The sequence below is a fragment of the Clavibacter michiganensis genome, assembly GCF_021216655.1.
GTDB lineage: Bacteria > Actinomycetota > Actinomycetes > Actinomycetales > Microbacteriaceae > Clavibacter > Clavibacter michiganensis.
Window position 1 is genome coordinate 3,018,834 of record NZ_CP080437.1, and the last position, 19,433, is coordinate 3,038,266.

At 74.8% G+C, this 19,433-nt stretch carries 20 protein-coding genes and 1 pseudogene; 10 read left to right on the top strand and 11 right to left on the bottom strand.

Going from position 1 to position 19,433, the window contains the following annotated elements:
• Window positions 1–34: 34 nt before the first annotated feature.
• Window positions 35–475 (top strand): bleomycin resistance protein, encoded by a 441-nt coding sequence (locus K0V08_RS14385; RefSeq protein WP_079531685.1) that lies wholly within the window; start codon window positions 35–37, stop codon window positions 473–475.
• Here the strand turns inward: K0V08_RS14385 and K0V08_RS14390 are convergent.
• The gene (locus tag K0V08_RS14390; protein ID WP_079531686.1) at window positions 472–1,122 is read right to left on the bottom strand and encodes a histidine phosphatase family protein; all 651 of its coding nucleotides are present in this window, start codon (window positions 1,120–1,122) and stop codon (window positions 472–474) included. The genes K0V08_RS14385 and K0V08_RS14390 overlap by 4 nt on opposite strands.
• A gap of 182 nt (window positions 1,123–1,304) precedes the next feature.
• On the opposite strand from K0V08_RS14390, the pseudogene K0V08_RS16195 reads away from it, so the two are divergent.
• The 3 genes and pseudogenes from K0V08_RS16195 to K0V08_RS14400 all read left to right on the top strand — a co-directional run.
• A pseudogene (locus tag K0V08_RS16195) lies at window positions 1,305–1,478 on the top strand (hypothetical protein); the annotation flags it as partial.
• A gap of 107 nt (window positions 1,479–1,585) precedes the next feature.
• Window positions 1,586–2,200 (top strand): hypothetical protein, encoded by a 615-nt coding sequence (locus K0V08_RS14395; RefSeq protein ID WP_227267303.1) that lies wholly within the window; start codon window positions 1,586–1,588, stop codon window positions 2,198–2,200.
• Window positions 2,197–3,987, top strand: coding sequence for a vWA domain-containing protein (locus tag K0V08_RS14400; protein WP_197278536.1), 1,791 nt, complete (start codon window positions 2,197–2,199; stop codon window positions 3,985–3,987). Before K0V08_RS14395 ends, K0V08_RS14400 begins: the two co-directional genes overlap by 4 nt.
• A gap of 108 nt (window positions 3,988–4,095) precedes the next feature.
• Here K0V08_RS14400 and K0V08_RS14405 read toward each other — a convergent pair whose 3' ends face one another.
• Entirely contained in the window at window positions 4,096–4,950 is an 855-nt protein-coding gene (locus K0V08_RS14405) for an alpha/beta hydrolase (RefSeq protein WP_128516954.1), read from the bottom strand.
• A 142-nt stretch (window positions 4,951–5,092) separates the two neighbouring features.
• Here K0V08_RS14405 and K0V08_RS14410 point away from each other — a divergent pair, with 142 nt between their 5' ends.
• Window positions 5,093–5,938, top strand: a complete 846-nt coding sequence (locus tag K0V08_RS14410; protein ID WP_079531691.1) for an ATP-grasp domain-containing protein — start codon at window positions 5,093–5,095, stop codon at window positions 5,936–5,938.
• 78 nt (window positions 5,939–6,016) lie between these two features.
• Here K0V08_RS14410 and K0V08_RS14415 read toward each other — a convergent pair whose 3' ends face one another.
• Window positions 6,017–7,063 carry an NAD(P)-dependent alcohol dehydrogenase gene (locus K0V08_RS14415; protein WP_079531694.1) on the bottom strand — a complete coding sequence of 349 codons (1,047 nt, stop codon included), beginning with the start codon at window positions 7,061–7,063 and terminating at the stop codon, window positions 6,017–6,019.
• 153 nt (window positions 7,064–7,216) lie between these two features.
• On the opposite strand from K0V08_RS14415, the gene K0V08_RS14420 reads away from it, so the two are divergent.
• Entirely contained in the window at window positions 7,217–8,602 is a 1,386-nt protein-coding gene (locus K0V08_RS14420) for a carboxylesterase family protein (RefSeq protein WP_079531697.1), read from the top strand.
• A 50-nt stretch (window positions 8,603–8,652) separates the two neighbouring features.
• Here the strand turns inward: K0V08_RS14420 and soxR are convergent, their stop codons facing one another.
• Window positions 8,653–9,063: a redox-sensitive transcriptional activator SoxR gene (gene soxR / locus K0V08_RS14425; protein WP_050976348.1), complete on the bottom strand. Its 411-nt coding sequence runs from the start codon at window positions 9,061–9,063 to the stop codon at window positions 8,653–8,655.
• A 184-nt stretch (window positions 9,064–9,247) separates the two neighbouring features.
• Between soxR and fdxA the strand changes: the two genes are divergently transcribed.
• Window positions 9,248–9,574 carry a ferredoxin gene (gene fdxA, locus K0V08_RS14430; protein ID WP_011931885.1) on the top strand — a complete coding sequence of 109 codons (327 nt, stop codon included), beginning with the start codon at window positions 9,248–9,250 and terminating at the stop codon, window positions 9,572–9,574.
• The gene (locus tag K0V08_RS14435; RefSeq protein WP_079531700.1) at window positions 9,571–10,065 is read left to right on the top strand and encodes a flavin reductase family protein; all 495 of its coding nucleotides are present in this window, start codon (window positions 9,571–9,573) and stop codon (window positions 10,063–10,065) included. Before fdxA ends, K0V08_RS14435 begins: the two co-directional genes overlap by 4 nt.
• A 36-nt stretch (window positions 10,066–10,101) precedes the next feature.
• Here the strand turns inward: K0V08_RS14435 and K0V08_RS14440 are convergent, their stop codons facing one another.
• Together K0V08_RS14440 and K0V08_RS14445 are read right to left on the bottom strand one after the other, a co-directional pair.
• Window positions 10,102–12,027: a LamG-like jellyroll fold domain-containing protein gene (locus K0V08_RS14440; protein ID WP_079531703.1), complete on the bottom strand. Its 1,926-nt coding sequence runs from the start codon at window positions 12,025–12,027 to the stop codon at window positions 10,102–10,104.
• Between the two features lie 227 nt (window positions 12,028–12,254).
• A complete protein-coding gene (locus tag K0V08_RS14445) occupies window positions 12,255–12,566 on the bottom strand; it encodes a hypothetical protein (protein WP_079531705.1) in 312 nt (103 codons plus the stop codon).
• Window positions 12,567–12,624: 58 nt separating this feature from the next.
• Here K0V08_RS14445 and K0V08_RS14450 point away from each other — a divergent pair, with 58 nt between their 5' ends.
• Window positions 12,625–13,245, top strand: a complete 621-nt coding sequence (locus tag K0V08_RS14450) for an HD domain-containing protein (RefSeq protein WP_172401794.1) — start codon at window positions 12,625–12,627, stop codon at window positions 13,243–13,245.
• Complete coding sequence (locus K0V08_RS14455; RefSeq protein WP_079531711.1) at window positions 13,242–13,526, top strand: hypothetical protein; 285 nt, start codon at window positions 13,242–13,244, stop codon at window positions 13,524–13,526. The genes K0V08_RS14450 and K0V08_RS14455 overlap by 4 nt, the downstream gene beginning before the upstream one ends.
• Here the strand turns inward: K0V08_RS14455 and K0V08_RS14460 are convergent.
• The 5 genes from K0V08_RS14460 to K0V08_RS14480 all read right to left on the bottom strand — a co-directional run bounded on the left by K0V08_RS14460 (window position 13,523) and on the right by K0V08_RS14480 (window position 19,141).
• On the bottom strand, window positions 13,523–14,197 hold the full coding sequence (locus K0V08_RS14460; protein ID WP_011931890.1) for a hypothetical protein: 675 nt from the start codon (window positions 14,195–14,197) through the stop codon (window positions 13,523–13,525). The two genes, K0V08_RS14455 and K0V08_RS14460, sit on opposite strands and share 4 nt — an antisense overlap.
• An 86-nt stretch (window positions 14,198–14,283) precedes the next feature.
• The gene (locus tag K0V08_RS14465) at window positions 14,284–16,389 is read right to left on the bottom strand and encodes a YhgE/Pip family protein (protein WP_079531713.1); all 2,106 of its coding nucleotides are present in this window, start codon (window positions 16,387–16,389) and stop codon (window positions 14,284–14,286) included.
• On the bottom strand, window positions 16,386–17,054 hold the full coding sequence (locus tag K0V08_RS14470) for a hypothetical protein (protein WP_011931892.1): 669 nt from the start codon (window positions 17,052–17,054) through the stop codon (window positions 16,386–16,388). Before K0V08_RS14470 ends, K0V08_RS14465 begins: the two co-directional genes overlap by 4 nt.
• The gene (locus tag K0V08_RS14475; RefSeq protein ID WP_011931893.1) at window positions 17,051–17,734 is read right to left on the bottom strand and encodes a TetR/AcrR family transcriptional regulator; all 684 of its coding nucleotides are present in this window, start codon (window positions 17,732–17,734) and stop codon (window positions 17,051–17,053) included. Before K0V08_RS14475 ends, K0V08_RS14470 begins: the two co-directional genes overlap by 4 nt.
• A gap of 93 nt (window positions 17,735–17,827) precedes the next feature.
• Window positions 17,828–19,141 carry an AraC family transcriptional regulator gene (locus K0V08_RS14480; RefSeq protein WP_079531716.1) on the bottom strand — a complete coding sequence of 438 codons (1,314 nt, stop codon included), beginning with the start codon at window positions 19,139–19,141 and terminating at the stop codon, window positions 17,828–17,830.
• Window positions 19,142–19,433: the final 292 nt, after the last annotated feature.

Genomic DNA, 19,433 nt, shown 5'->3' on the forward strand with positions numbered 1-19,433 from the left:
CCGAGGCCCGCGACCCGTCTGCGAGCATGGCCGCATGGATCCCGACGCCGAGCCCGACCTCGTCCCCGAGCTGCTGGTCACCGACCTCGCCGCGAGCCTCGCGTTCTGGCGCGACCTCTGCGGATTCGCCGTGCTCTACGACCGCCCGGCGGAGGGCTTCGCGTACATCGCCCGCGGCGGCGCGCACCTCATGCTGGAGCAGACCGGCATCATCCGGAACTGGGTGACGGGCCCGCTGGAGCGGCCGTTCGGGCGGGGGATCAACTTCCAGATCGCCGTCGAGGACGCCGACGTCGTGGCGGAGGCGCTCGCCGTGTCGGGCGTGGCGCTCTTCCTCGAGCCGGAGACCACCTGGTACCGGATCGGCGACGAGGAGACGGGCGTGCGGCAGTTCCTCGTGCAGGATCCCGACGGGTACCTCGTGCGGTTCCAGTCGTCGATCGGGCGGCGGCCGGCGGCGCCCGAGCCCGTCTAGGCCGTCGGCCCGCCCGTCGGGCCGGACGGGGCGTCCTCGCCCACGCCGCTCGCGGGCTCGCCCTCCCAGGACTCGAGGGTCCAGTCGCGGCCGGCTCCCTCGAGCACCACGACGCCGGTGTTCTCCAGGGCGTGGTCGGCGACGAAGGCCGCGTCGAGGCCTCGGGCCCGCATCCCCGCCCAGCAGCGGATGGCGGCGCCGTGGCTGACGAGCGCGACCGTGCCGTGGCCCGACCCCTCCGCCTCCGCGACGACGGCGTCGAACCGCGCCGCGAACTCGCGCCCCGTCTCGCCGCCCGCGAGCTGCAGCTCGTCCTCGCCGGCGACCCAGCGGATCATCGTCTCCAGGTACTCCACGACCGCATCCCGGTCGCCGCGCATCTCCAGCCCGCCCGCGGCGATCTCGCGGATGCCGGCGCGCTCGACGGGAGCGAGGCCGAGCGCCCGGGCGAGCGGCGCGGCCGTCTCGTGGGTGCGGACCATCGTCGAGACGTGCAGCGCGCCGATCGCCTCACCGCGCAGGGTCTCGGGCAGCCGCGCCGCCTGCGCTCGCCCGAGGTCCGTGAGCCCGGGGCCGGGGATGCGGGTGTCGAGGACGCCCGCCACGTTGGAGCTGGTCTGGCCGTGGCGGATCAGGATCAGGCGCATGCCCCGACGGTAGCGCGGAGCCCATGTGCACTCGGCCCGGGTCGCGAGCGCGCGACACGGGAGGATGACCCGTGCGCGCCCTCCACCCCATCACCCCGGCCCAGCTGCCGGACGTCCTGCTCCGTGTCGCCCTCGCGCGACCCGTCCACCTCTGGGGTGCGCCGGGGATCGGGAAGTCGACCATGGTCGAGGCGTTCGCACGGGACCTCGGCATGGACTGCGTCACGCTCATGGCGACGCAGCTCGCGCCCGAGGACGTCGCGGGCGTGCCCCAGCTGATCACGCGCGCGGACGGCGTGACCTTCTCCCGGTTCGCCCCTCCCGAGATGCTCGTGCGCACGGAGCCGTTCGTGCTCTTCCTCGACGAGCTGAACGGCGCGCGGCCCGAGGTGCAGAAGTCGCTGTACTCGCTGGTCCTCACGGGCCGGGTCGGGGATCACCGGCTCCCCTCGTCAACCGGTTCGTGCACGTGCACCTGCGCTCGTCGGTGGACGACTGGCTCGCCTGGGCCGTCGACGCGCAGATCCACCCGACGGTGGTCGAGTACATCACCCAGCGTCCCGACCACCTCCACGTCGAGCCGCCGAAGACCGAGGAGGCGTTCTCGACGCCCCGGTCGTGGCACGCGCTCGCCGACGCGCTGACCTCCTGGGGCGCGGATCCGGACGTGGACGTCGTCGCGATGCTCGCCGCGGGCTGCGTCTCGGCCTCGCACGCCGCCTCGTTCGCCGCCTGGTACAAGATGCGCGAACGGGCGTACGACCTGGACGCCATCATCCGCGGCGACCTGCGCTGGCCGGCCGAGGTCGCCGACCGCGACCTCCTGCACTTCCACGCCCTCTCCCTGCGCGCCCGGCTCGCGAAGGAGCTGCCCGCCGACATCCGGCACGCGTCGCCGGCCGGACGGCAGTTCGCGGTCCGCGCCAAGGACCTCCTGATCGAGCTGGCCGACATCTCGCTGGAGATCGGGCAGATCGTGGTGGCCCCCGACGACACGGGCGCGCCTGTCCTGCCGGCGTGGTTCCTGGTCGAGCTCGTGCGGGACGTGCCCCGGCTCGCGGAGAAGCGCTCGGCGTGACGCCCCGGAGGAACGCGACGGGACCGAAGGACCCGGGGCTCGCGGCGGTCGTGCTCGGCTGGAGCAGCGTGCGCCGGCACCCGATGTTCTCCCACGTCGCGGAGGAGCTGGACGTGATCCGGCGCGACGGGATCCGCCCGGACGACGGGTGGGCGCAGGTGGACTCCGAGACGTGCGACATCGTCGTCGACCCCGTCCGTCGGGCCAGCCCGGAGGAGTGGGCCTGGGTGTTCGCGCACCTGGTGCTGCACCTGGGGTTCGGCCACCTCGATCCGCGCCCGCCGTCCTCGTCCCGGGTGGAGGCCACGGCGGCCGACATCGAGGTGGACCGCTTCCTCGCATCCCTCAGGTTCGGCAGGAGCCCGTTCGCGCTGCCCGTGATCTGGCCCGTCGGATCCCCCGAGCGCCTCGTCGCCGAGTGGCGGCTCACGGGCGTCCCGGCCGGGTTCGAGACGTGCGGCACCGCGGGTTCGGCCTCGTGCGTGACGCAGGGCCGGCGCTCGTACAGCGGCCCTCCCGACTGGCGCCAGCTCTTCGCCTACGGCCTCACCGACGCGGTGTCGGCCGCCATGGACGTGGCCGGCGGGGCGCGGCTCTCGCTCAGCGACCGGTCCGCGCCCCTGCCGGTGTGGGAGCGCGCCAGGCGGTGGTTCCTGTCGGCCTACCCGCTGCTCGGCGCGACCGTGTCCGCGCTCACCCTGGTCGCCGACGCGGAGATCGCCCGCGGCTGGGACATCCCGATCGCGGCGGTCGATCCGGTGGCCGGGGAGCTGTACGTGAACCCGCTCGCGGTGCTCACCGAGCGGGAGTGGCGGTTCGTCCTCGCGCACGAGTCCCTGCACGCCGCGCTCGCCCACCACACGCGCACCGGTGGGCGCGACCCGTACCTCTTCAACCTCGCGACGGACTTCGTCATCAACGGCTGGCTGCTCGAGATGGGCGTGGGGGAGATGCCCGCTGGCCTCCTCCACGACCCGCGGTTCGCCGGGCAGTCGAGCGAGGAGGTGTACGACCGGATCGCGACCGACGCGCGCCGGTACCGCAAGCTGTCCACCCTGCGCGGGCGCGCGCAGCCCGACGTCCTCGACTCCGGCGGTCGGATGCCGAGCGCCGGCGCATCCGTCGATCTCGACGAGGTCCTCCGGCGGTCGCTCGGGACGGGGCTCGACCTCCACCTGGGCGAGGGGCGCGGCCACCTGCCGTCCGCGCTGGTGTCGGAGATCCGCGCGCTGGCGCAGCCTCCGCTCCGCTGGGACGTCGAGCTCGCGCGGTGGTTCGAGGAGATGTTCCCCGCGCTGGACCCCGTGCGCACGTACGCCCGTCCCTCCCGGAGGCAGGCCGCGACGCCCGACATCCCGACGCCCGGCTGGCTCACGCCCGAGGTGCCGACCGTCCGTCGGACCTTCGGCGTCGTCCTCGACACCTCGGGGTCCATGGACGCCCGACTCCTCGGGAAGGCGCTCGGCGCCATCGCGTCGTACGCGCGGGCCCACGACGTGCCCGCCGCCCGGGTCGTGTTCTGCGACGCGGCGGCCTACGACGCCGGCTACCTCGACGTCGACGACATCGCCGGCCGCGTCCGCGTGCGGGGTCGCGGCGGCACGGTGCTGCAGCCGGGCGTCCACGCGCTCGAGCACGCCGCGGACTTCCCCGAGGACGGCCCGATCCTGATCATCACGGACGGCACGATCGACGTGCTGCGGATCCGCCGAGCCCACGCGTTCCTGATCCCCGTGGGTGCGAGCCTGCCCTTCCGCCCGAAGGGGCCCGTGTTCCGCTTCTCCTGAGCGCGAGCCGGCATCCGGTCCCTACGGCGACGCCGGAACCGGCCGTGCTGCCGGCGCGTCCGTCGCGCGGCCGGCCCTCGCCGCCGATCACGTCCCGGTCCCTCGCCCTCACCGCCCGGACCGGTCGCTCGACGACGCGTCGTCCTGGCGCCCCGCCGCCCGCAGGAGGTGCCCGTGCACGAAGTCCGCGGTGCGCTCGAGGGCGTCGGTGCGGGTGCTCATCTCGGCGAAGTCGTGTCGACCTCCCTCGACGAGCACGAGCTCGTGCGGCACGCCCTGCTCCGCGAGGGTCGCGGCGAGCGACAGGCTCTGCTCGACCGGGACGACCCGGTCGTCCGTGCCGTGCAGGAGGAACGTCGGCGGCGAGCCGGGGGTGATGTGGTCGCCCGGCCGGAACCACCGCCCGCCCTCCTCGTCGGGTGCGCCGAGCGCGGCACGGAGCGGCGAGCCCGAGGCGCGGAGACCGGCGGAGATCAGCGGGTCGTGCATGCCGTACCAGCTGGCCACGGCGCAGATCCGCTCGGACTCGGCGGCGCCGACGATGGTGGCGATGGTCGCGCCCGCCGAGTTCCCCCACAGCGCGACGGCCGCGGGATCGAGGTTGAGCTCGGACGCATGCGCGCGCAGGTACCGGAGGGCCTCGCGGACGTCGTCGACCGGCGCGGGGAAGCGCGCCTCGTTGCTCGTCCGGTAGTCGACGCTGGCGACCGCGACGCCGCGCTCCGCGAGCCGCACCAGGGCGGGGAGGTAGCGGACGCGGTGGACGTCGCGGAATCCGCCGCCCTTGATGAACACCACCAGCGGCGTGGGGGATGCGGACACCGGCTTCAGCAGGTCGAAGCGCAGCTTCCGTCCGCCGGGGAGGAGGTGCCCGTCCTGGTACTGCGCGTAGACGAGGTCGGGGTAGTGCTCGACGAAGGAGCGCGTCGGGTCGGAGAGGTGCACGGTGGTGGTGTGGTCCACGGGATCCCGCCCATCGGGGAGTCGACGGCCGTGGCGCTCCGGCGAGCCGCCCCGGGTGAGGAGCACCTCACGGGAGCATCGTGCACCGGCGCGCTGGGAGGCGGTCGGCCGTCACCGTGCGCCGGTCCGTTACGGTGCCGGGATGCCCGCCGCCGCGACCCGCCCCCGCCTCCTCTACGTCAGCGACCTGGGCTACCAGGCGAAGGGCCGCCGCTACTGCGACGAGGACATCGACCTGTCCGCGCGCCTCGGCCGGGACTTCGACGTCGCGATCTGCAACCCTTCGGCCGCCTGCCGGCTCATGGACAGCTTCGACGTCGTCGTGGTCCGCAACAGCGGGCCGGTGATCCACGACATGGCCGGGTACGAGGCGTTCCGGGCGGCGGCGCGGGAGGGCGGCGTCCCGGTGTTCACCGACCTCCGCGGCAAGGCCGACCAGGTCGGCAAGCAGTACCTGCTCGACCTCTTCGCCGCCGGCTACCCCGTGATCCCTACCGTCGACGACCTCGACCACCTCGATCGGCTGCCCGCCGTCGACGAGCTCGTGGTCAAGCCCCGCTTCGGCGCCGACTCCCTGGGCCTCGAGTTCGTCACGCGCGACGACCTCGCGACGCTCGACCTCGGGGGCCGGCTCCTGCAGCCCCGCATCGACTTCGCGCACGAGATCTCGTTCTGCTTCGTCGACCGGACGCCGCAGTACGCGCTGTACGCCCCGGATCCCGCCGCGCGTTGGCGGCTCGAGCCGTACACCGCCAGCGCCGAGGACTGGGACTTCGCGCAGCGCTTCGTCGACTGGAACGACGTCGAGCACGGCATCCAGCGGGTCGATGCCTGCCGCAGCCGGGAGGGCGAGCTGCTGCTCGTCGAGCTGGAGGACCTCAACCCGTACCTCTCGCTCGACCTCGTCGACGAGGCGACGCGGGAGGCGTTCGTCGCCCGCATGACGCGGTCGCTGCACGCGCTCGTGCGCGGGACTGACGGCGCCTGACGCCGACACTCGCGGCCCCGGACGCGGAAGGGCCCCGCGGATCCGACGATCCGCGGGGCCCTTCGACGTGGATGCTGCTTACGCGAACGTCTTCGCGTCGATCACGAAGCGGTAGCGCACGTCCGACTTGAGGACGCGCTCGTAGGCCTCGTTGATCTGCTCGGCCGAGATGAGCTCGGTCTCGGGCACGATGCCGTGCTCGGCGCAGAAGTCGAGCATCTCCTGCGTCTCGGCGATGCCGCCGATCATGGATCCGGCCCAGCTGCGGCGCGCGGGGATGAGCGCGAACGCGGGGATCTCGAGCGGCTCCGACGGGGCACCGACGTTGACGAGCGTGCCGTCGATCGCGAGCAGGCCGATGTACTTCGACATGTCGAGCTTCGCGGAGACCGTGTTGATGATCAGGTCGAACGAGCTGGCGAGCTCGGTGAACGTGGCGTCGTCGCTCGTCGCGAAGTAGCGGTCGGCTCCGAGGCGGAGGCCGTCCTCCTTCTTGGAGAGCGTCTGCGAGAGCACGGTGACCTCGGCGCCCATGGCGTGCGCGATCTTCACGGCCATGTGGCCGAGGCCGCCCATGCCGACTACGGCGACCTTCGTGCCGGGGCCCGCGTTCCAGTGGCGGAGCGGCGAGTAGGTGGTGATGCCGGCGCAGAGCAGCGGCGCGACCTTCTCGATGTCGAGGGACTCGGGGACGCGGAGCACGAAGTCCTCGTCGACGACGACGGCCTCGGAGTAGCCGCCCTGCGTGATGGTGCCGTCGGCCGGGTCGGTGCCGCCGTAGGTCTGCATGTTGCCCTTCAGGCAGTACTGCTCCTGACCGGCCTTGCACTGCTCGCACTCCTTGCAGGAGTTGACCATGCAGCCGACGCCGACGAGGTCGCCGACCTCGTGCTTGGAGACCTCGGAGCCGACCTCGGTGACGCGGCCGACGATCTCGTGGCCGACGACCTGCGGGTAGGCGATGGGGCCCCACTCGCCGCGGACGGTGTGGATGTCGGAGTGGCAGACGCCCGAGTAGGCGATGTCGATGGAGACGTCCTTCGGGCCGACGTCGCGGCGCTCGATGGTGGTCTTGGTGATGGGATCGGTGGCGGACGTGGCCGCGTAGGCGTTGACGGTGCGCATGGGTTCTCCTTGTGCTGACCGGTGGGGGAGGGGAGGGATCGGGTCGATCCGGCCGCGCCCTCTTCGGATGCGGTACCCCTCGACGGTACGCCTGCGGGGGCGGATCCTCGAACCGGCGCGGGCCGCCCGGCCGCCGCCGGATAGCGTGGCGGGATGCCCGCATCCTCCGTCCCCGGCCCGACCCCGACGCGATCCGGGCCCGTGACGGGAGTCCGCGACGGCGACGTGATCCGCTACCTCGGCATCCCCTACGCCACCGGGGCCCGCGGCGAGCCGCCCGTGCCCGCTGCCGCCCGGATCGGATCCGACGGGTCGCCCGCGGTGCTGGCGGCCGTGCAGCCCGCGCCCGCGTGCCCGCAGCCGTCGTCGCGGATCCTCGACACGCTCACGCGGGGCGCCCTCGACGGGATCGCCCGCTCGGAGGACTGCCAGGCGCTGTCGATCACGCTGCCCGCGGACCGCGCGCCCGACGAGACGCTGCCCGTGATCGTGTGGTTCCACGGCGGCGGCTACACGACGGGCGCGGGCGACCTCGCGATCCACGACCCGCGCGCGCTCGTCGTGGAGCAGCGCGTGATCGTGGTGGCCGTGACCGCGCGGCTCGGGTACCTCGGGTTCGGCGGCGGCGGATCCGGTCGCGGCGCATCGGGCGCCCCGCCCGCTAACCTCGGCCTCCTCGACCAGCTGGAGGCGCTGCGCTGGGTCCGCGACTCGATCGCCGCGTTCGGGGGCGACCCGGGATCCGTCACCGCGATGGGCCAGTCGGCCGGTGGCGACGCGATCCTGCACCTCATGATCAGCGACGGCGCGCGCGGCCTGTTCCGGCGGGCGATCGTGCAGAGCCCGCCGGTGGGGATCACGGGCGGGCGCGAGCGCATGTTCCGGGCGATGGCGCGCGTGACGCGCTCGCTCCCGGCCGACGCGCCGCTCGACGCCGTCCTGCGCGGCCAGGCTCGGGCCGAGCGCGCGTCGTGGGCGTCGGGGATCCGCGCGGGCCTGCCCTGGGGACCGCGCTACGGGCACGCGCCGCTGCCCGCGGAGGCCGACCGCGACGCCGCCTGGCGGGCCGTCGCCCCCGAGGTCGACCTCCTCATCGGCACGACGCGCGACGAGACCGCGATGTACCTGCCGGCGCTGCCGGTGATCGCGCCGCTCCTCCGCGTACCCGTGCTCGGCCGCGGCCTGCGCGCGATCCTCACGCGCGCGGTCGTCCGGCCCACCACCCGCCGCGTCTACGCGCGGCCCGTCCGGGCGTTCGCCGCCCGGCACCGCGCCGCGGGCGGCCGGGCCGTGCGCTACGTCCTCCGTGCGGCGCCGGCATCGAGCCCGATCGGCGCGGGCCACACGTCCGACGTCCCCCTGATCCTCGGCACCCGCGAGGCGTGGACCCGGATGCGGCTGGTCCCGCCGGAGGCGTGGCCCGAGGTCGCCGCGCGCGGCCTTGCCGTGCGGCAGGTCTGGGCCGACTTCGCGCGCACGGGCGAGGTCGCGGCGGACGCGGACGCGCGCGCGTGCGGGATGCGCTTCGACCGCGGCTGAGCGCGTGCCGCCGTGCCACCGTGCGGCCGCGCCCCGGCGCATCCCGCGGTTCAGTCGAGCTGCACCCGCCGCGGCCCCGCCCCGCGATCGCCCAGCGCGTCGTCCGGGTTGAGCAGCCCGCACGCCTTCATCGACAGGCAGCCGCAGCCGATGCAGCCCGTGAGCTCGCGCTCCAGTCGCTCGATGCCCCGGCGCCGCTCCTCCAGCAGGCGCTTCCAGCGGCGGGATGCGCGCTGCCAGTCGGCGTGGCTCGGCGGCCGGTCGAGGGGCACGTCGTCGAAGGTGGACTGCACGTCGGCGAGCGGGATCCCGAGGCGCTTGGCCACCGTGATCAACGACACCCGACGGAGCATGTGCCGGGCGTAGCGGCGCTGGTTGCCCGCGGTGCGCTCGGCGGCGATGAGGCCGAGGTCCTCGTAGAAGCGGAGGGCGGACGCGGCGACGCCCGTGCGGCGGGTCATCTCGCCGACCGTGAGCAGCTCGCCGGGCGCGTGCCGCGGCGGCGTCGCAGCGACCGTCGGCTCCTGCGCATCCGCCACGACGTCCCCTCCCGATTGACCTCAAGGGTACGTGAGGTTCTAACGTGGACACCATGCGCATGACCCGCCCCGCCGTCACGACGGCCCCCACCCGTGGAGACGCCCTGTGACCTACGTGATCGCCCTGCCGTGCGTCGACGTGAAGGACCGCGCCTGCATCGACGAGTGCCCCGTCGACTGCATCTACGAGGGCGAGCGCTCCCTCTACATCCACCCCGACGAGTGCGTCGACTGCGGCGCCTGCGAGCCGGTCTGCCCGGTCGAGGCGATCTACTACGAGGACGACCTTCCCGAGAAGTGGTCGGACTACTACACCGCGAACGTCGAGTTCTTCGCCGAGATGGGATCGCCCGGCGGCGCCGTCAAGGTCGGCACCGTGGCGTACGACCACCCGGTGGTGGCCGCCGTCCCGCGCCAGGGCGAGCAGGCGTGAGCGCCGACCCCGACCTCTTCAAGGCCGCGTTCCGCGGTCACCCGGCCGGCGTCGCGCTGATCACCGCGAGCACCGCGGACGGGCCGTCGGGCCTCACCGCGTCGAGCGTCGCGTCGCTCTCGGTGGATCCGCCCGCGCTCTCGTTCTCGGTGACGCGCGCCACCGGATCCGCCGGCGCGATCCTCTCCGCCGACAGCTACGTCGTGCACCTGCTCGCGGGGCAGCACGCCGCGCTCGCTCGCGCGTTCGCCGTCTCCGGGTCGCCGCGCTTCACCGAGGAGCAGGGCTTCCAGGAGCTGCCGACCGGGGAGCCGCTGCTCGCCGACGCGCGCGCCGCCCTGCGCTGCCGCACCATCCAGACCGTGCCGGTCGGTGGATCCGTGCTGGTCGTCGCCGAGGTCCTCGACGTGATCCTCGGCGAGCCCGCCCCGCCGCTCGTCTACCGCGACCGCCGCTTCCACCTGCTCGAGGACGACCACCCGGAGCTCTGACGCCGGGCGGCCGTCCGCCGCTCACGCGGCGCCGCGTCACGCGATCATGAACTCCGACGGCTTGAGCGCCCGCTCCACGATCCGCACGTCGCCGATCGACGCCGGCAGCACGTGGTCGAGCTTCCCGGCGTAGAGGTTCGCACCGAGGAGCCACGAGGTCGCGGGCGACGCCGCCGCGAGCCCGCGGTTCGTCGTCGACGGGTTCCGCACCACCGGGCAGCCGTCGACGTACATCGTCGTGTGCTGGCTGTCGTTGACGACCGCCACGTGCCACCACTCGGCGGCCGGCAGCTCGTGCGACCAGTTGGTGAGGGATCCCTGCTGCGTCGTCGGGTACACGCACCACTGGACCTCGCGGCTGCCGGACACGCTGAGGGTCGCGGCGGGCTCGTCGGGGTCGCCCGCGTCGCCCGGCGTCTTGCCCGCGTCCTTCGCGGAGGCGGCGCGGGAGAGGATCGCGCTGAAGCCGTCGGCGTCGCCGTCGAAGTCGGCGGGGATGAGGACGAACGCCTCGACCGTGTAGCCCTGGCGGAAGGTCGCGGAGTCGAGCGGGGCCCCGTCGACGGTCCGGAGGTAGTCGCCCGACTTCTTGCCGCCCGTGAGGGCGAGGCTGCCGAACCCGGGCTGGTCGTCGTGGTGCGCGGACGCGAAGCGGAGGGATCCGGGTGCCGCGCCCGCCCTGTTCGCCACCACGAGGTCGTTGCCGCGGCCGGAGGCGTCCCGGATGCGCGTGGTCGTGCCGAGCGCGGATCCGTCCGCCTGCCCGTCGAAGCGCCAGTACGCGACCGTGCCGGGCACGAGCATCTGCGCGGCCGGACGGGCGGCCCGCGCCGGGACGGGCGCGAACCCGGCGAAGCGCTGCTCGAAGTCGACGCGGACCGTGAAGCGGTCGACGTCGCCGGAGAGGGCAGCCTCCCCGTCCGCGAGCTCGTTGCCCGTGCCGAGGCCGCCGCCGAGGATGAACGGCGAGAGGGTCTCGACGTCGATCGCGTTCCGCTCGAGGTCCACGTGGTACAGCCGGATCATCGCGGCGCCGCCGTAGTAGCGGTCCTGGTAGTTCACGAGGTGCATGGCGACGTCGTGGCCCGCGCGGTTAGTCATCGTGGTGCGGCCGGGCTTCCAGTAGTGCCCGTTGAGGGTGAGGAAGATCTGGTCGTGCTGGCTGATGAAGGAGTCCCAGAGGCCCTGGCCGTAGTCGTCGAGCACGGCGGATCCGTCGGGCTTCGAGTCGACGATGTCGTGCGCCGTGAGTATCACCGGCAGCGTCGGGTGCGCCGCGAGCACGCCGCGCGCCCACTCGACGCCGCGGGCGCTGGTGCGCCAGTCGAGCGCGAGGACGAGCCAGTCGCGGCCGCCCGCCGTGAAGGTGTGGAACGAGTTGTAGCCGTCCGGGCTGGATCCGCGGTAGCTCGGCGACTTCCGGAAGCGCTTCGGCCCGAACGCGTCGAGGTAGGGCGTGCGGCCGCGCTGGTCGTCGGTGGATCCGTCGACGTCGTGGTTGCCGGCCAGCACGCTCCACGCCGCGCCGGCCTTGTCGAGGAGCGTGAACTGCGCGCTGGCGGCCTGGATCTCGTTCGCGGCGCCGTTCTGGGTCACGTCGCCGAGGTGCGCGAGGAAGACGATGTTGTGCCGGTCGCGCTCGGCGAGCACGTAGCGCAGCGACGTCTCCAGCGGCTCGGGGTGGATCGACGCCCCGTCGAAGAGGTACTGCGTGTCCGGCAGCACGGCGATCGTGAAGCGGGGCGATGCGGTGTCGGGCTTCCAGCGTGCGCCGGATCCCTGCTGCGCGGCGGGCGCCTTCACGGCGCTGGCGTCTAGCGCGTCGTCGGATGCGGTCGCGGCCACCGCGGGCAGCGCCCCGCCGAGGCCGGCCACGCCGAGCGCGCCGGCCGCGCCGCTCGTGATGAGGAAGCCGCGTCGGGAGAGCGCGGAGGAGGGAGGCGTCGTCGGGTCCTGGGTCACGGACGACGACGGTAGGCCCGGCGGGTGAACGCGACGCGGCACCGCGGTGGACGGGTGGCGGCGGGGGCGTGGGCGTTGCCGGGAGCGGTGATGGGCGTCAGCCTGGGGTGATGCAGTCCCGCGACGCCGACCCGATGGGCTTCCTGCCCCCGCCGACCGCGGACTCCATCACCGCCGAGTCCGGCGTGGCGCTGTTCGCGCCGACGCCGGCCTAGCGCGGGATCCGGTCAGGGCCCCGCGACGAGGAGCACGGACGCGAGCAGCGCCGGCACCGCGCCCAGCGCCGCGAAGGCGCCCGCAAGGAGCAGCGCGACGTCCGGCCGGGCCGGACGCTCGCCGCGCCGGGCGGATCCGATGAGCAGCCGCACCGCGAGCGCGACCGCCGCGATGCCGCCGAGCGGGATGACGGCCAGCGGCAGCAGGCGCCCGCCCGCGGATCCCCAGGCCGGGAGGAACGCGACCGGCACCGCGCACGCGGCCAACACGAGGGCGACGACGGCGACGACGCGCAGCCGGCGGACGCGATGGGCGGGGGTCATGCCCCCAGCGTAGGAGCGCGTCAACACCCTGCGCCGCGGCCCGGAGCCGGCCGGCGGCATGCCAGCATGGGCCATGCGCATCGCCGACTTCCCCGTGCCCGACACGGTCGCCGCCCGCGGAGCCATCGAGCTCGCGACCTCGTACCAGTCCGCCGCCATCACGGCCCACGGGATCCGCTCGTGGCTGTGGGCGGAGGCGTTCGCCGTGGTCGAGGGGCTCGCGGAGGTGGACCACGAGATCCTCTACGTCTCCGCCGTGCTGCACGACATCGGCACGGTCACCGAGTTCGACAACCACACCGTCTCGTACGAGCACGCGGGCGGGCACGTCGGCGTCGCGCTCACGGCCGGCGCCGGCTGGCCCGCCGCGCGGCGACAGCGCGTGCTCGACGCGATCGTGCGGCACAACTGGCCGTCGGTGGATCCGGAGCTCGACGTCGAGGGGCACCTCCTGGAGGTCGGGACCGGCCTCGACATCTCCGGCGCGCGGCCCGATGCGCTGCCCGAGGAGTTCCTCCGCGAGGTGCTGGCCGCCCACCCGCGCGGGGCGCTCGCCGCCGAGTTCGGCGCGTGCGTGCGCGACCAGGCGGAGCGGAAGCCCGACACGGCCGCCCGCCGCCTCGTCGACGGAGGCCTCGTGCGGAAGCTCGCGGAGAACCCGCTGGAGCGGCTCGGATGAGCGGCCGGATCCGCATGACCGCGCTGCTCGCGGTCGCCGCGCTCGCCGTGGTGGGCGGGGCGCTGGCGCTCGTGTGGTCGCTCCTGCAGCCGGTCTCGCTGGGCTTCTTCGCCTACGCGCCCGAGTCGGGCGAGACCTTCACGACGCCCGGCGTCCACATCCTCGCCTCGGGATCCCTCGTCGCCGCCGGCGTGCTCGCCCTCGGCCTCGTGGGGCTCGCGTTCTGGACAGGGATCCGCGTGGGCGGCCGTCGCGCGCGGCACGAGCCCGACGCGTCCTAGCGGGCGCCGTCCTCGGCGGCGCGCGCCGCTTCCAGCGCCCGGTCGCGCTCGTCGCGCCAGATCGCGCGGTACGGGAACGCGGCGTCGACCGCGTCGCTGCGGATGACCGCGAGGGAGGCGGGGGAGAGGGCGAAGACATCGGCGTCGTCGTGCGCGTGCGCGAGCGGGTAGCCGTACCGGCCGCGGTGGTGCGACAGCCAGAGCACCACGAGGTCGCGGTCGTCGGCGAGGTGCGTCGTGTCGACGTCGCCGCGCTCGTGGCGGGTCACGGTCCACCCGCCGCCGCGAGCGGGGGCCGCAGCGAAGTCGGGATCGCCCATCCAGCGCCAGCCGTCGCGCGTGCGTCCCGGGCCGCCGTAGGGGGCGTCGACGAGGGCGTCCGCGAGGGCCTCGGGCGTCCACGGCGCGGGGAACCACGACGTGAGGCTCACCGAGAGCTCGAGCGGCGTGAGGCGGCGGGGATCGGATCCCGGGGTGGGGAACCGCGGGCGCTCGAGCGCCACGGCCAGCGCGACGGTCGGCAGCTCGGGCCCACCGCCGTCGACGAGCGCGAGGTGCGTCTGCAGCATGCGCACGTAGCGCGTGTGCTCCGCCTCGTCGGCGAAGGGCGGCAGCGGGATGCCCGGCACGACGGGCGAGCCCCAGGGCGCCCGGTCCTCGAGGAATGACACGATCCGCCCTCTCCGCGGAGGCCGGCGCGCCCGCCCGACCTGTCTAGCAGGCGGGCGGGCGGCGGGCCGAGCGCGCGATCAGCGGATCAGCCGATGAGCGACGGCCGCAGATCGCGCAGCGTGCGGTGCGACGTGATGCGGATCGCCCCGGCCAGCGCGACCGCGAGCCCCGCGACCAGCCACAGCGCGAGCACGCCCGCATCCTGGGCGGCCTGCCCGAGGTCGCCGCCGTACATGAGCTGGCGCAGCGCATCCACCGCGAAGCTCATCGGCAGCACGTGGTGCAGCGCCGCGAGCGGCCCCGGCAGCGTCTGCCAGGGGAACGTGCCGCCCGCGGTGACGAGCTGCACGACCATGAGCACGAGCCCGAGGAACTGGCCGACGCTGCCGAGCAGCACGTTGAGGGCGAGGATGATCGCCGCGAACGTGATGGAGGCGAGCACCATCGTCCCGTACATCGCGAGCGGGTGGGCGATGCGGAAGCCGAGCGCCCCGGCGACGATCGCGTAGAGGCCCGCCATCTGCACGACGCCGAGGAGCGCGGGCGTGAGCCAGCCCGCGAGCGTGATCCTGAGCGGCGCCTTGCGGGCCGTGATCGCCCGGCGCGACAGCGGCTTCACGATGAGGAACAGCGCGTAGATCCCGATCCACGCGGCGAGGCTGATGAAGAACGGCGCGAGCCCGGCGCCGTACTCGCCGGCCTGCGTCACGGCGTCCTGGCGGAGCGCGACCGGGTCGCCGATCGTGTCGGCCTGCGCGCCGCGCTGGGCCTCGGTGGACGCGGGGATCTGGTCGAGCCCCGAGTCGAGGCCGTCGCGGAGCTTCGTGGTGCCGTCCTGCAGCGTGCCGAGTCCGGTCGCGAGCGAGGTCGCGCCGTCGGACGCGGAGTGCGCGCCCGTGGCGAGGGTCGCGCTGCCGTCGGCGGCCTGCGCGATGCCGTCCGCGAGGGCGGGGGAGGCCTTCGCGAGCGCGTCGGCGCCCGTCGCGACCTGCGAGCTGCCGGACGCGAGCGTGCCCGCGCCCTGGGCGAGCGCGGCGGATCCGGTCTGCAGCTTCGCGGCGCCGGCGGCGACCTGCGCGCTGCCCTGGGCGACCTGCTCACTGCCGGTCGCGAGCCGCTGGAGCTGGGTGTTGAGGCCGTCGGCCTTCGCGGCGGCGCCCGTGATGTCGGTGCCGAGCACGTCGAGCTTCGCGAGGGCCGCGTCGATGTCGGCCTGCGGGATGCCCGCCTTCGCCATGCGGTCCTGGATGGCGGTCCGGAGCGCCGGGACCCTCCCGGCGAGCTGGTCCACGCTCGCGGTGGCGGGCGATCCGAGGGCCGCGATCTGCGCGTTGCCGTCGGCGACCTCGCGCGCGCCCGCCGCGGTCTGCTGCGCGCCCGGCGTGAGCGCCGCCGCGCCGGTCGACAGCTCGGTCGCGCCGGAGGAGAGCGTGGCCGCGCCGGACGCGACCTGGTCGGCACCCTTGGCGAGCTGCTTCGTCTGCGCGGGGAGCTGCGCCGTGCCCGTGCGGAGCTGGCCGAGGCCGGAGGAGAGCGTGTCGGCGCCGGTCGCGAGCTTCCCGTTCCCGGCCGCCAGGTCGTCGGCGCCGGAGCGCGCGGTGGCCGTCCCGTCCACGAGCTGCTGTGCGCCCGAGGCCGCGTCGCCGAGGCTCGAGCGCACGTCCGCGAGGCCGAGCAGGAGCTTGCCCGCGGCCTCGGTGCCGACGCGCGAGGCGACCGACTTCGTGATCCGCGCGCCGGCCTGCTGCGCGATGGTGGTGGCGAGGTAGCTGTTCGCGTCGTCGGTGGCCATGACCACGCGGGCCTGCTGCGGATCCGTGCCCGAGGACGACGAGAGCGCCGCGGAGAAGCCGGACGGGATGGTCAGCGTGAAGTCGTACGTGCCGTCCTCGAGGCCCGTGCGCGCCTCGGCGGAGGAGACCTCGTGCCAATCGAACGAGGCGTCGTCGAGCACGTCCTTCGCGACGTCGGTGCCGTAGTCGACCGGCTTCCCGTCGACCGTGGCGCCCTGGTCGGCCACGACGAGCGCGGCGGGGACCTTGTCGAGGCTGCTGTACGGATCCTGGTTCGCCCAGAGGTACAGGCCGCCGTAGAGCACGGGCACCAGCACGAGCGCGACGAGCGCGACCTTGGACATGGTGGTGGCGGTGAGGCGCGTCAGCTCGGCGCGCACCAGGGGGATGAGTCTCATCGGGTCTGCGTTCCGTCGTTCGAGGGTGTGGGGGAGTCGAGGGCGGCGACCGCGTCGTCGGCGGGGAGCGCGGCGATCGCCTCGGCGGCGGCTTCGCTCGTGACGACGAGGACGCCGGTGCCGGAGCGGGCGAGGTCGCGGAGGACGCGCATCCACGCGGCGACCGCGCCGCCGTGCCGCTCGGGCGAGGTGACGACGACGGCCTCGACGCCGTCGCGCGAGGCGGCGAGCGTGGTGAGGAGGCGGATCCGCGCGACCGCGGGGACCGCCGAGAAGGGCGCGCGGGCGAGGTCGGCGAGGCCCTGGTCGTCGAGGATCACGCCGACCTCGTGTCGGCCGGAGCGGTGGCCGGCGAGGGCCAGCTCCTCGGCGACGACCGCGCGGAGCGTGACGTCGTCGGCGGGCTCGTTGATCCGCGGGGTGTCGACGAGCGCGACCCGCTCGGCGACGCGCACGGCCACGCCGGCGGAGTCGTCGCCGTCGAGGGCGAGCGATCCGCCGTCGACGCGCATGCGCCCGGAGGCGACGAGGGAGAGGACGGTGGGGCGCAGCTCGGTCTCGGCGATCGCGATCACGGGATCCGGGCCCCCGTAGGAGAGGGAGATCGCGGGCAGGGCGGGCGCGGGGCCGTCGCCGACGCGCGCGTCGCTCAGGGCGACGATCATGACGCGGCCTCCGTGCGGGCCGCGGTGGCGGGCGCGGCGGCGACGTGGGGCGTGCACTCGCGGAGCTCGGGGGTGGCGGCGATGAGCTCGCCGGCGGCGCGCCAGTCGAGGCCGCAGAGGGCGAGCGAGGTGAGGATCACGAGCGAGTGGCCCTCCGCTCGGCCGATGTCGCTGCGGGTCGCCTCGTCGAGCACCGCGAACGCGCCGCCCTCGATCAGCCGCGCGAGCGTGGGCGCGGGGATGTCGCCGCGCAGCTCGCCCGCCGCGATGCCGCGCTCGACCACCCGCTGCAGCTCGGCGCGCAGCGGCGCCAGCTCGGCGCCGACCTCGCGCGCGTGCGGCCCGCGGACGGCCACCCGGGCCATCACGCGCACCTGCTCGACCTCGGCCCAGAGGCGCGCGCCGATGAGGGCGATGTGGATCCGGCTGTCGTCGTGCGCGATCCCGGCCAGGGCCTCGACCACGCGCCGGGCACCGCGCTGCAGCACCTCGCGCACGAGGTCGTCGCGCGTGGCGAAGTGCCCGTAGACGGCGCGGCGGCTGAGGCCGGCGGCGGCGGCGATGGTCTCGAGGGAGGCGTCCGGGTCGCGGTCGAGCGCGACCACGGCCGCGTCCACGAGGGCCTGGCGGTTCGTCGCGGCGTCCTTGCGGGGCGCGCGCGCGGAGGCGAGGGAGGTCATGCGACCAGGGTAGTGATCCTGCACACCTGTGTGCAACTTAGTCCGGCGAGCTCCCAGCTCGCGACCCGTCCCGCGTGCGTGCGCCCGCCCGGATCAGCTCCGCAGCGTCTCGCTCGGCAGCTCGCCGAACGCGCCCGCGTACGACGCCGCGAACCGGCCCAGGTGCGCGAAGCCCCACTCCTCGGCGACGCTGCGGACGGTCGTGGTGCTGGGCGTCGCGTCCAGGAGCTGCGCGCGCACCCGGCGGAGGCGGATCCCGCGCAGGTACTCGGTGGGCGTCTGGCCGTGGTGGCGGCGGAGCGCGAGCTGGAGCACGCGCGTCGAGATTCCGGCGGCGGCCGCGGCCTCGGCGGGCGTGATGGGCAGGTGCGCGTTGTGGTGCAGGTACTCCACGGCCACGCGGATGTGGGCCATGCGCGGCGCGCGCAGCTCGTCCGGCATCTCCACGTCGTCCCAGGGGAAGAGGCGGAGGGTCGCGCGGGCGAGGGACAGGTCGGCCTCGAGGCGCATCAGGGGCGACGCGTCCGGATCCGTGATGATCGGGGCCGCTGCGGCGACCGCCTGCCGCCAGACGGCGGCCGTCTCGGCGCTGGGCACGCTGCGGTGCTCGAACAGCAGCGGACGCGCGGGGCCGTGGTGGAACTCGGTCGCGGTCTGCTCGAGGAAGCCGGCGTCGAGGTGGACGCAGTTCTGCCGCGTGGAGCTCGCCTGGTACTGGAACGGGCGGCCGGTAGGGAGGAGGAACGGGAGCTGGCCGCGGGAGGTGACGGCGCGGGATCCGCGGTCGACCGTGATCTGCCCCTCGAGGAACCACGTGACCACGTGCTCCGGGAGCTGACCGCTCTCGGCCCACTGCGTGCCGGCGATGCGCGATGTGCGGAGGGTGACGCGCTCGCTGCCGAGGATCGCGTAGCGGTAGGAGAAGGCCTTCGTGCGGCGGTCCGGTGCGAAGCGGATCCCCTCGAGGATCGAGCCGAAGCTCGTGGTGGCCTCGTCGATGTCGGCGCCGGCCATGACGGCCCGCAGGAACGGCTCGGTCGTCGCGGCGGCGGGAGCGGGGGCGGTGGCGGTGTCGACGGGCGCCGCGACGGCGTCCGTCGCGGCGGGCATGGCGGTCGTCGCGGCGGCGGCGGCGCGGGAGTCGGCGGCCATGCCCATCACGGCCGCGCCGGCCCCGGCGACGAGCGAGAGGGGTCCGGTGCCCAGCGACGCGGTGTCGGGGGTCGCGTCGGAGGCGGACGCGATCGAGGATCCGCCGCTCGGCGACGGCGCGAGGAGCGACGCGGCGTCGGACGCGGCGGTCGGCGACGCGACGAGCGCTGCCTCGATCCCCGCGGGGTCGGCGTGCGGCGTGCGGGGGCGGAGCGAGGCATCCCTCGTCCCGATGGGGGGCAGCGTGGTGGTCATGGTTCCTGCGGTCTCTGGGCGTCGGTCGTCTCCGCCCTCCCGCTCATCATGCATCGTGCACTCACGGTGGGGCTCCTCCCGGGACCCGGGAGATGACGGTCCTTCGGCGCGGCCCCGTCGGAGAGCGGGTCGTCGCTCCGCGGATATCCGCTGAGCGAAGACGCGTCCCCCGGACGCTTGCGACGGCGCTGGTCGCCGGCTCCCCGCGCGCGCCCCGTCCGCGCCCGGGAGACGCACCGCGGGCGCCCTGGGCGCGCACCGGATCCGCACGGCCGGGCCGCCTAGGCTCGGG

What these genes read in the sequence shown, in the direction of transcription:
- K0V08_RS14385 (WP_079531685.1), top strand. Translation starts at nt 35, where the DNA reads ATGGATCCCGACGCCGAGCCCGACCTCGTCCCCGAGCTGCTGGTCACC.
- K0V08_RS14390 (WP_079531686.1), bottom strand. Translation starts at nt 1,122, where the DNA reads ATGCGCCTGATCCTGATCCGCCACGGCCAGACCAGCTCCAACGTGGCG.
- K0V08_RS14410 (WP_079531691.1), top strand. Translation starts at nt 5,093, where the DNA reads ATGCCCGCCGCCGCGACCCGCCCCCGCCTCCTCTACGTCAGCGACCTG.
- K0V08_RS14415 (WP_079531694.1), bottom strand. Translation starts at nt 7,063, where the DNA reads ATGCGCACCGTCAACGCCTACGCGGCCACGTCCGCCACCGATCCCATC.
- K0V08_RS14420 (WP_079531697.1), top strand. Translation starts at nt 7,217, where the DNA reads ATGCCCGCATCCTCCGTCCCCGGCCCGACCCCGACGCGATCCGGGCCC.
- soxR (WP_050976348.1), bottom strand. Translation starts at nt 9,063, where the DNA reads ATGACCCGCCGCACGGGCGTCGCCGCGTCCGCCCTCCGCTTCTACGAG.
- K0V08_RS14445 (WP_079531705.1), bottom strand. Translation starts at nt 12,566, where the DNA reads ATGACCCCCGCCCATCGCGTCCGCCGGCTGCGCGTCGTCGCCGTCGTC.
- K0V08_RS14450 (WP_172401794.1), top strand. Translation starts at nt 12,625, where the DNA reads ATGCCAGCATGGGCCATGCGCATCGCCGACTTCCCCGTGCCCGACACG.
- K0V08_RS14455 (WP_079531711.1), top strand. Translation starts at nt 13,242, where the DNA reads ATGAGCGGCCGGATCCGCATGACCGCGCTGCTCGCGGTCGCCGCGCTC.
- K0V08_RS14465 (WP_079531713.1), bottom strand. Translation starts at nt 16,389, where the DNA reads ATGAGACTCATCCCCCTGGTGCGCGCCGAGCTGACGCGCCTCACCGCC.
- K0V08_RS14470 (WP_011931892.1), bottom strand. Translation starts at nt 17,054, where the DNA reads ATGATCGTCGCCCTGAGCGACGCGCGCGTCGGCGACGGCCCCGCGCCC.
- K0V08_RS14475 (WP_011931893.1), bottom strand. Translation starts at nt 17,734, where the DNA reads ATGACCTCCCTCGCCTCCGCGCGCGCGCCCCGCAAGGACGCCGCGACG.
- K0V08_RS14480 (WP_079531716.1), bottom strand. Translation starts at nt 19,141, where the DNA reads ATGACCACCACGCTGCCCCCCATCGGGACGAGGGATGCCTCGCTCCGC.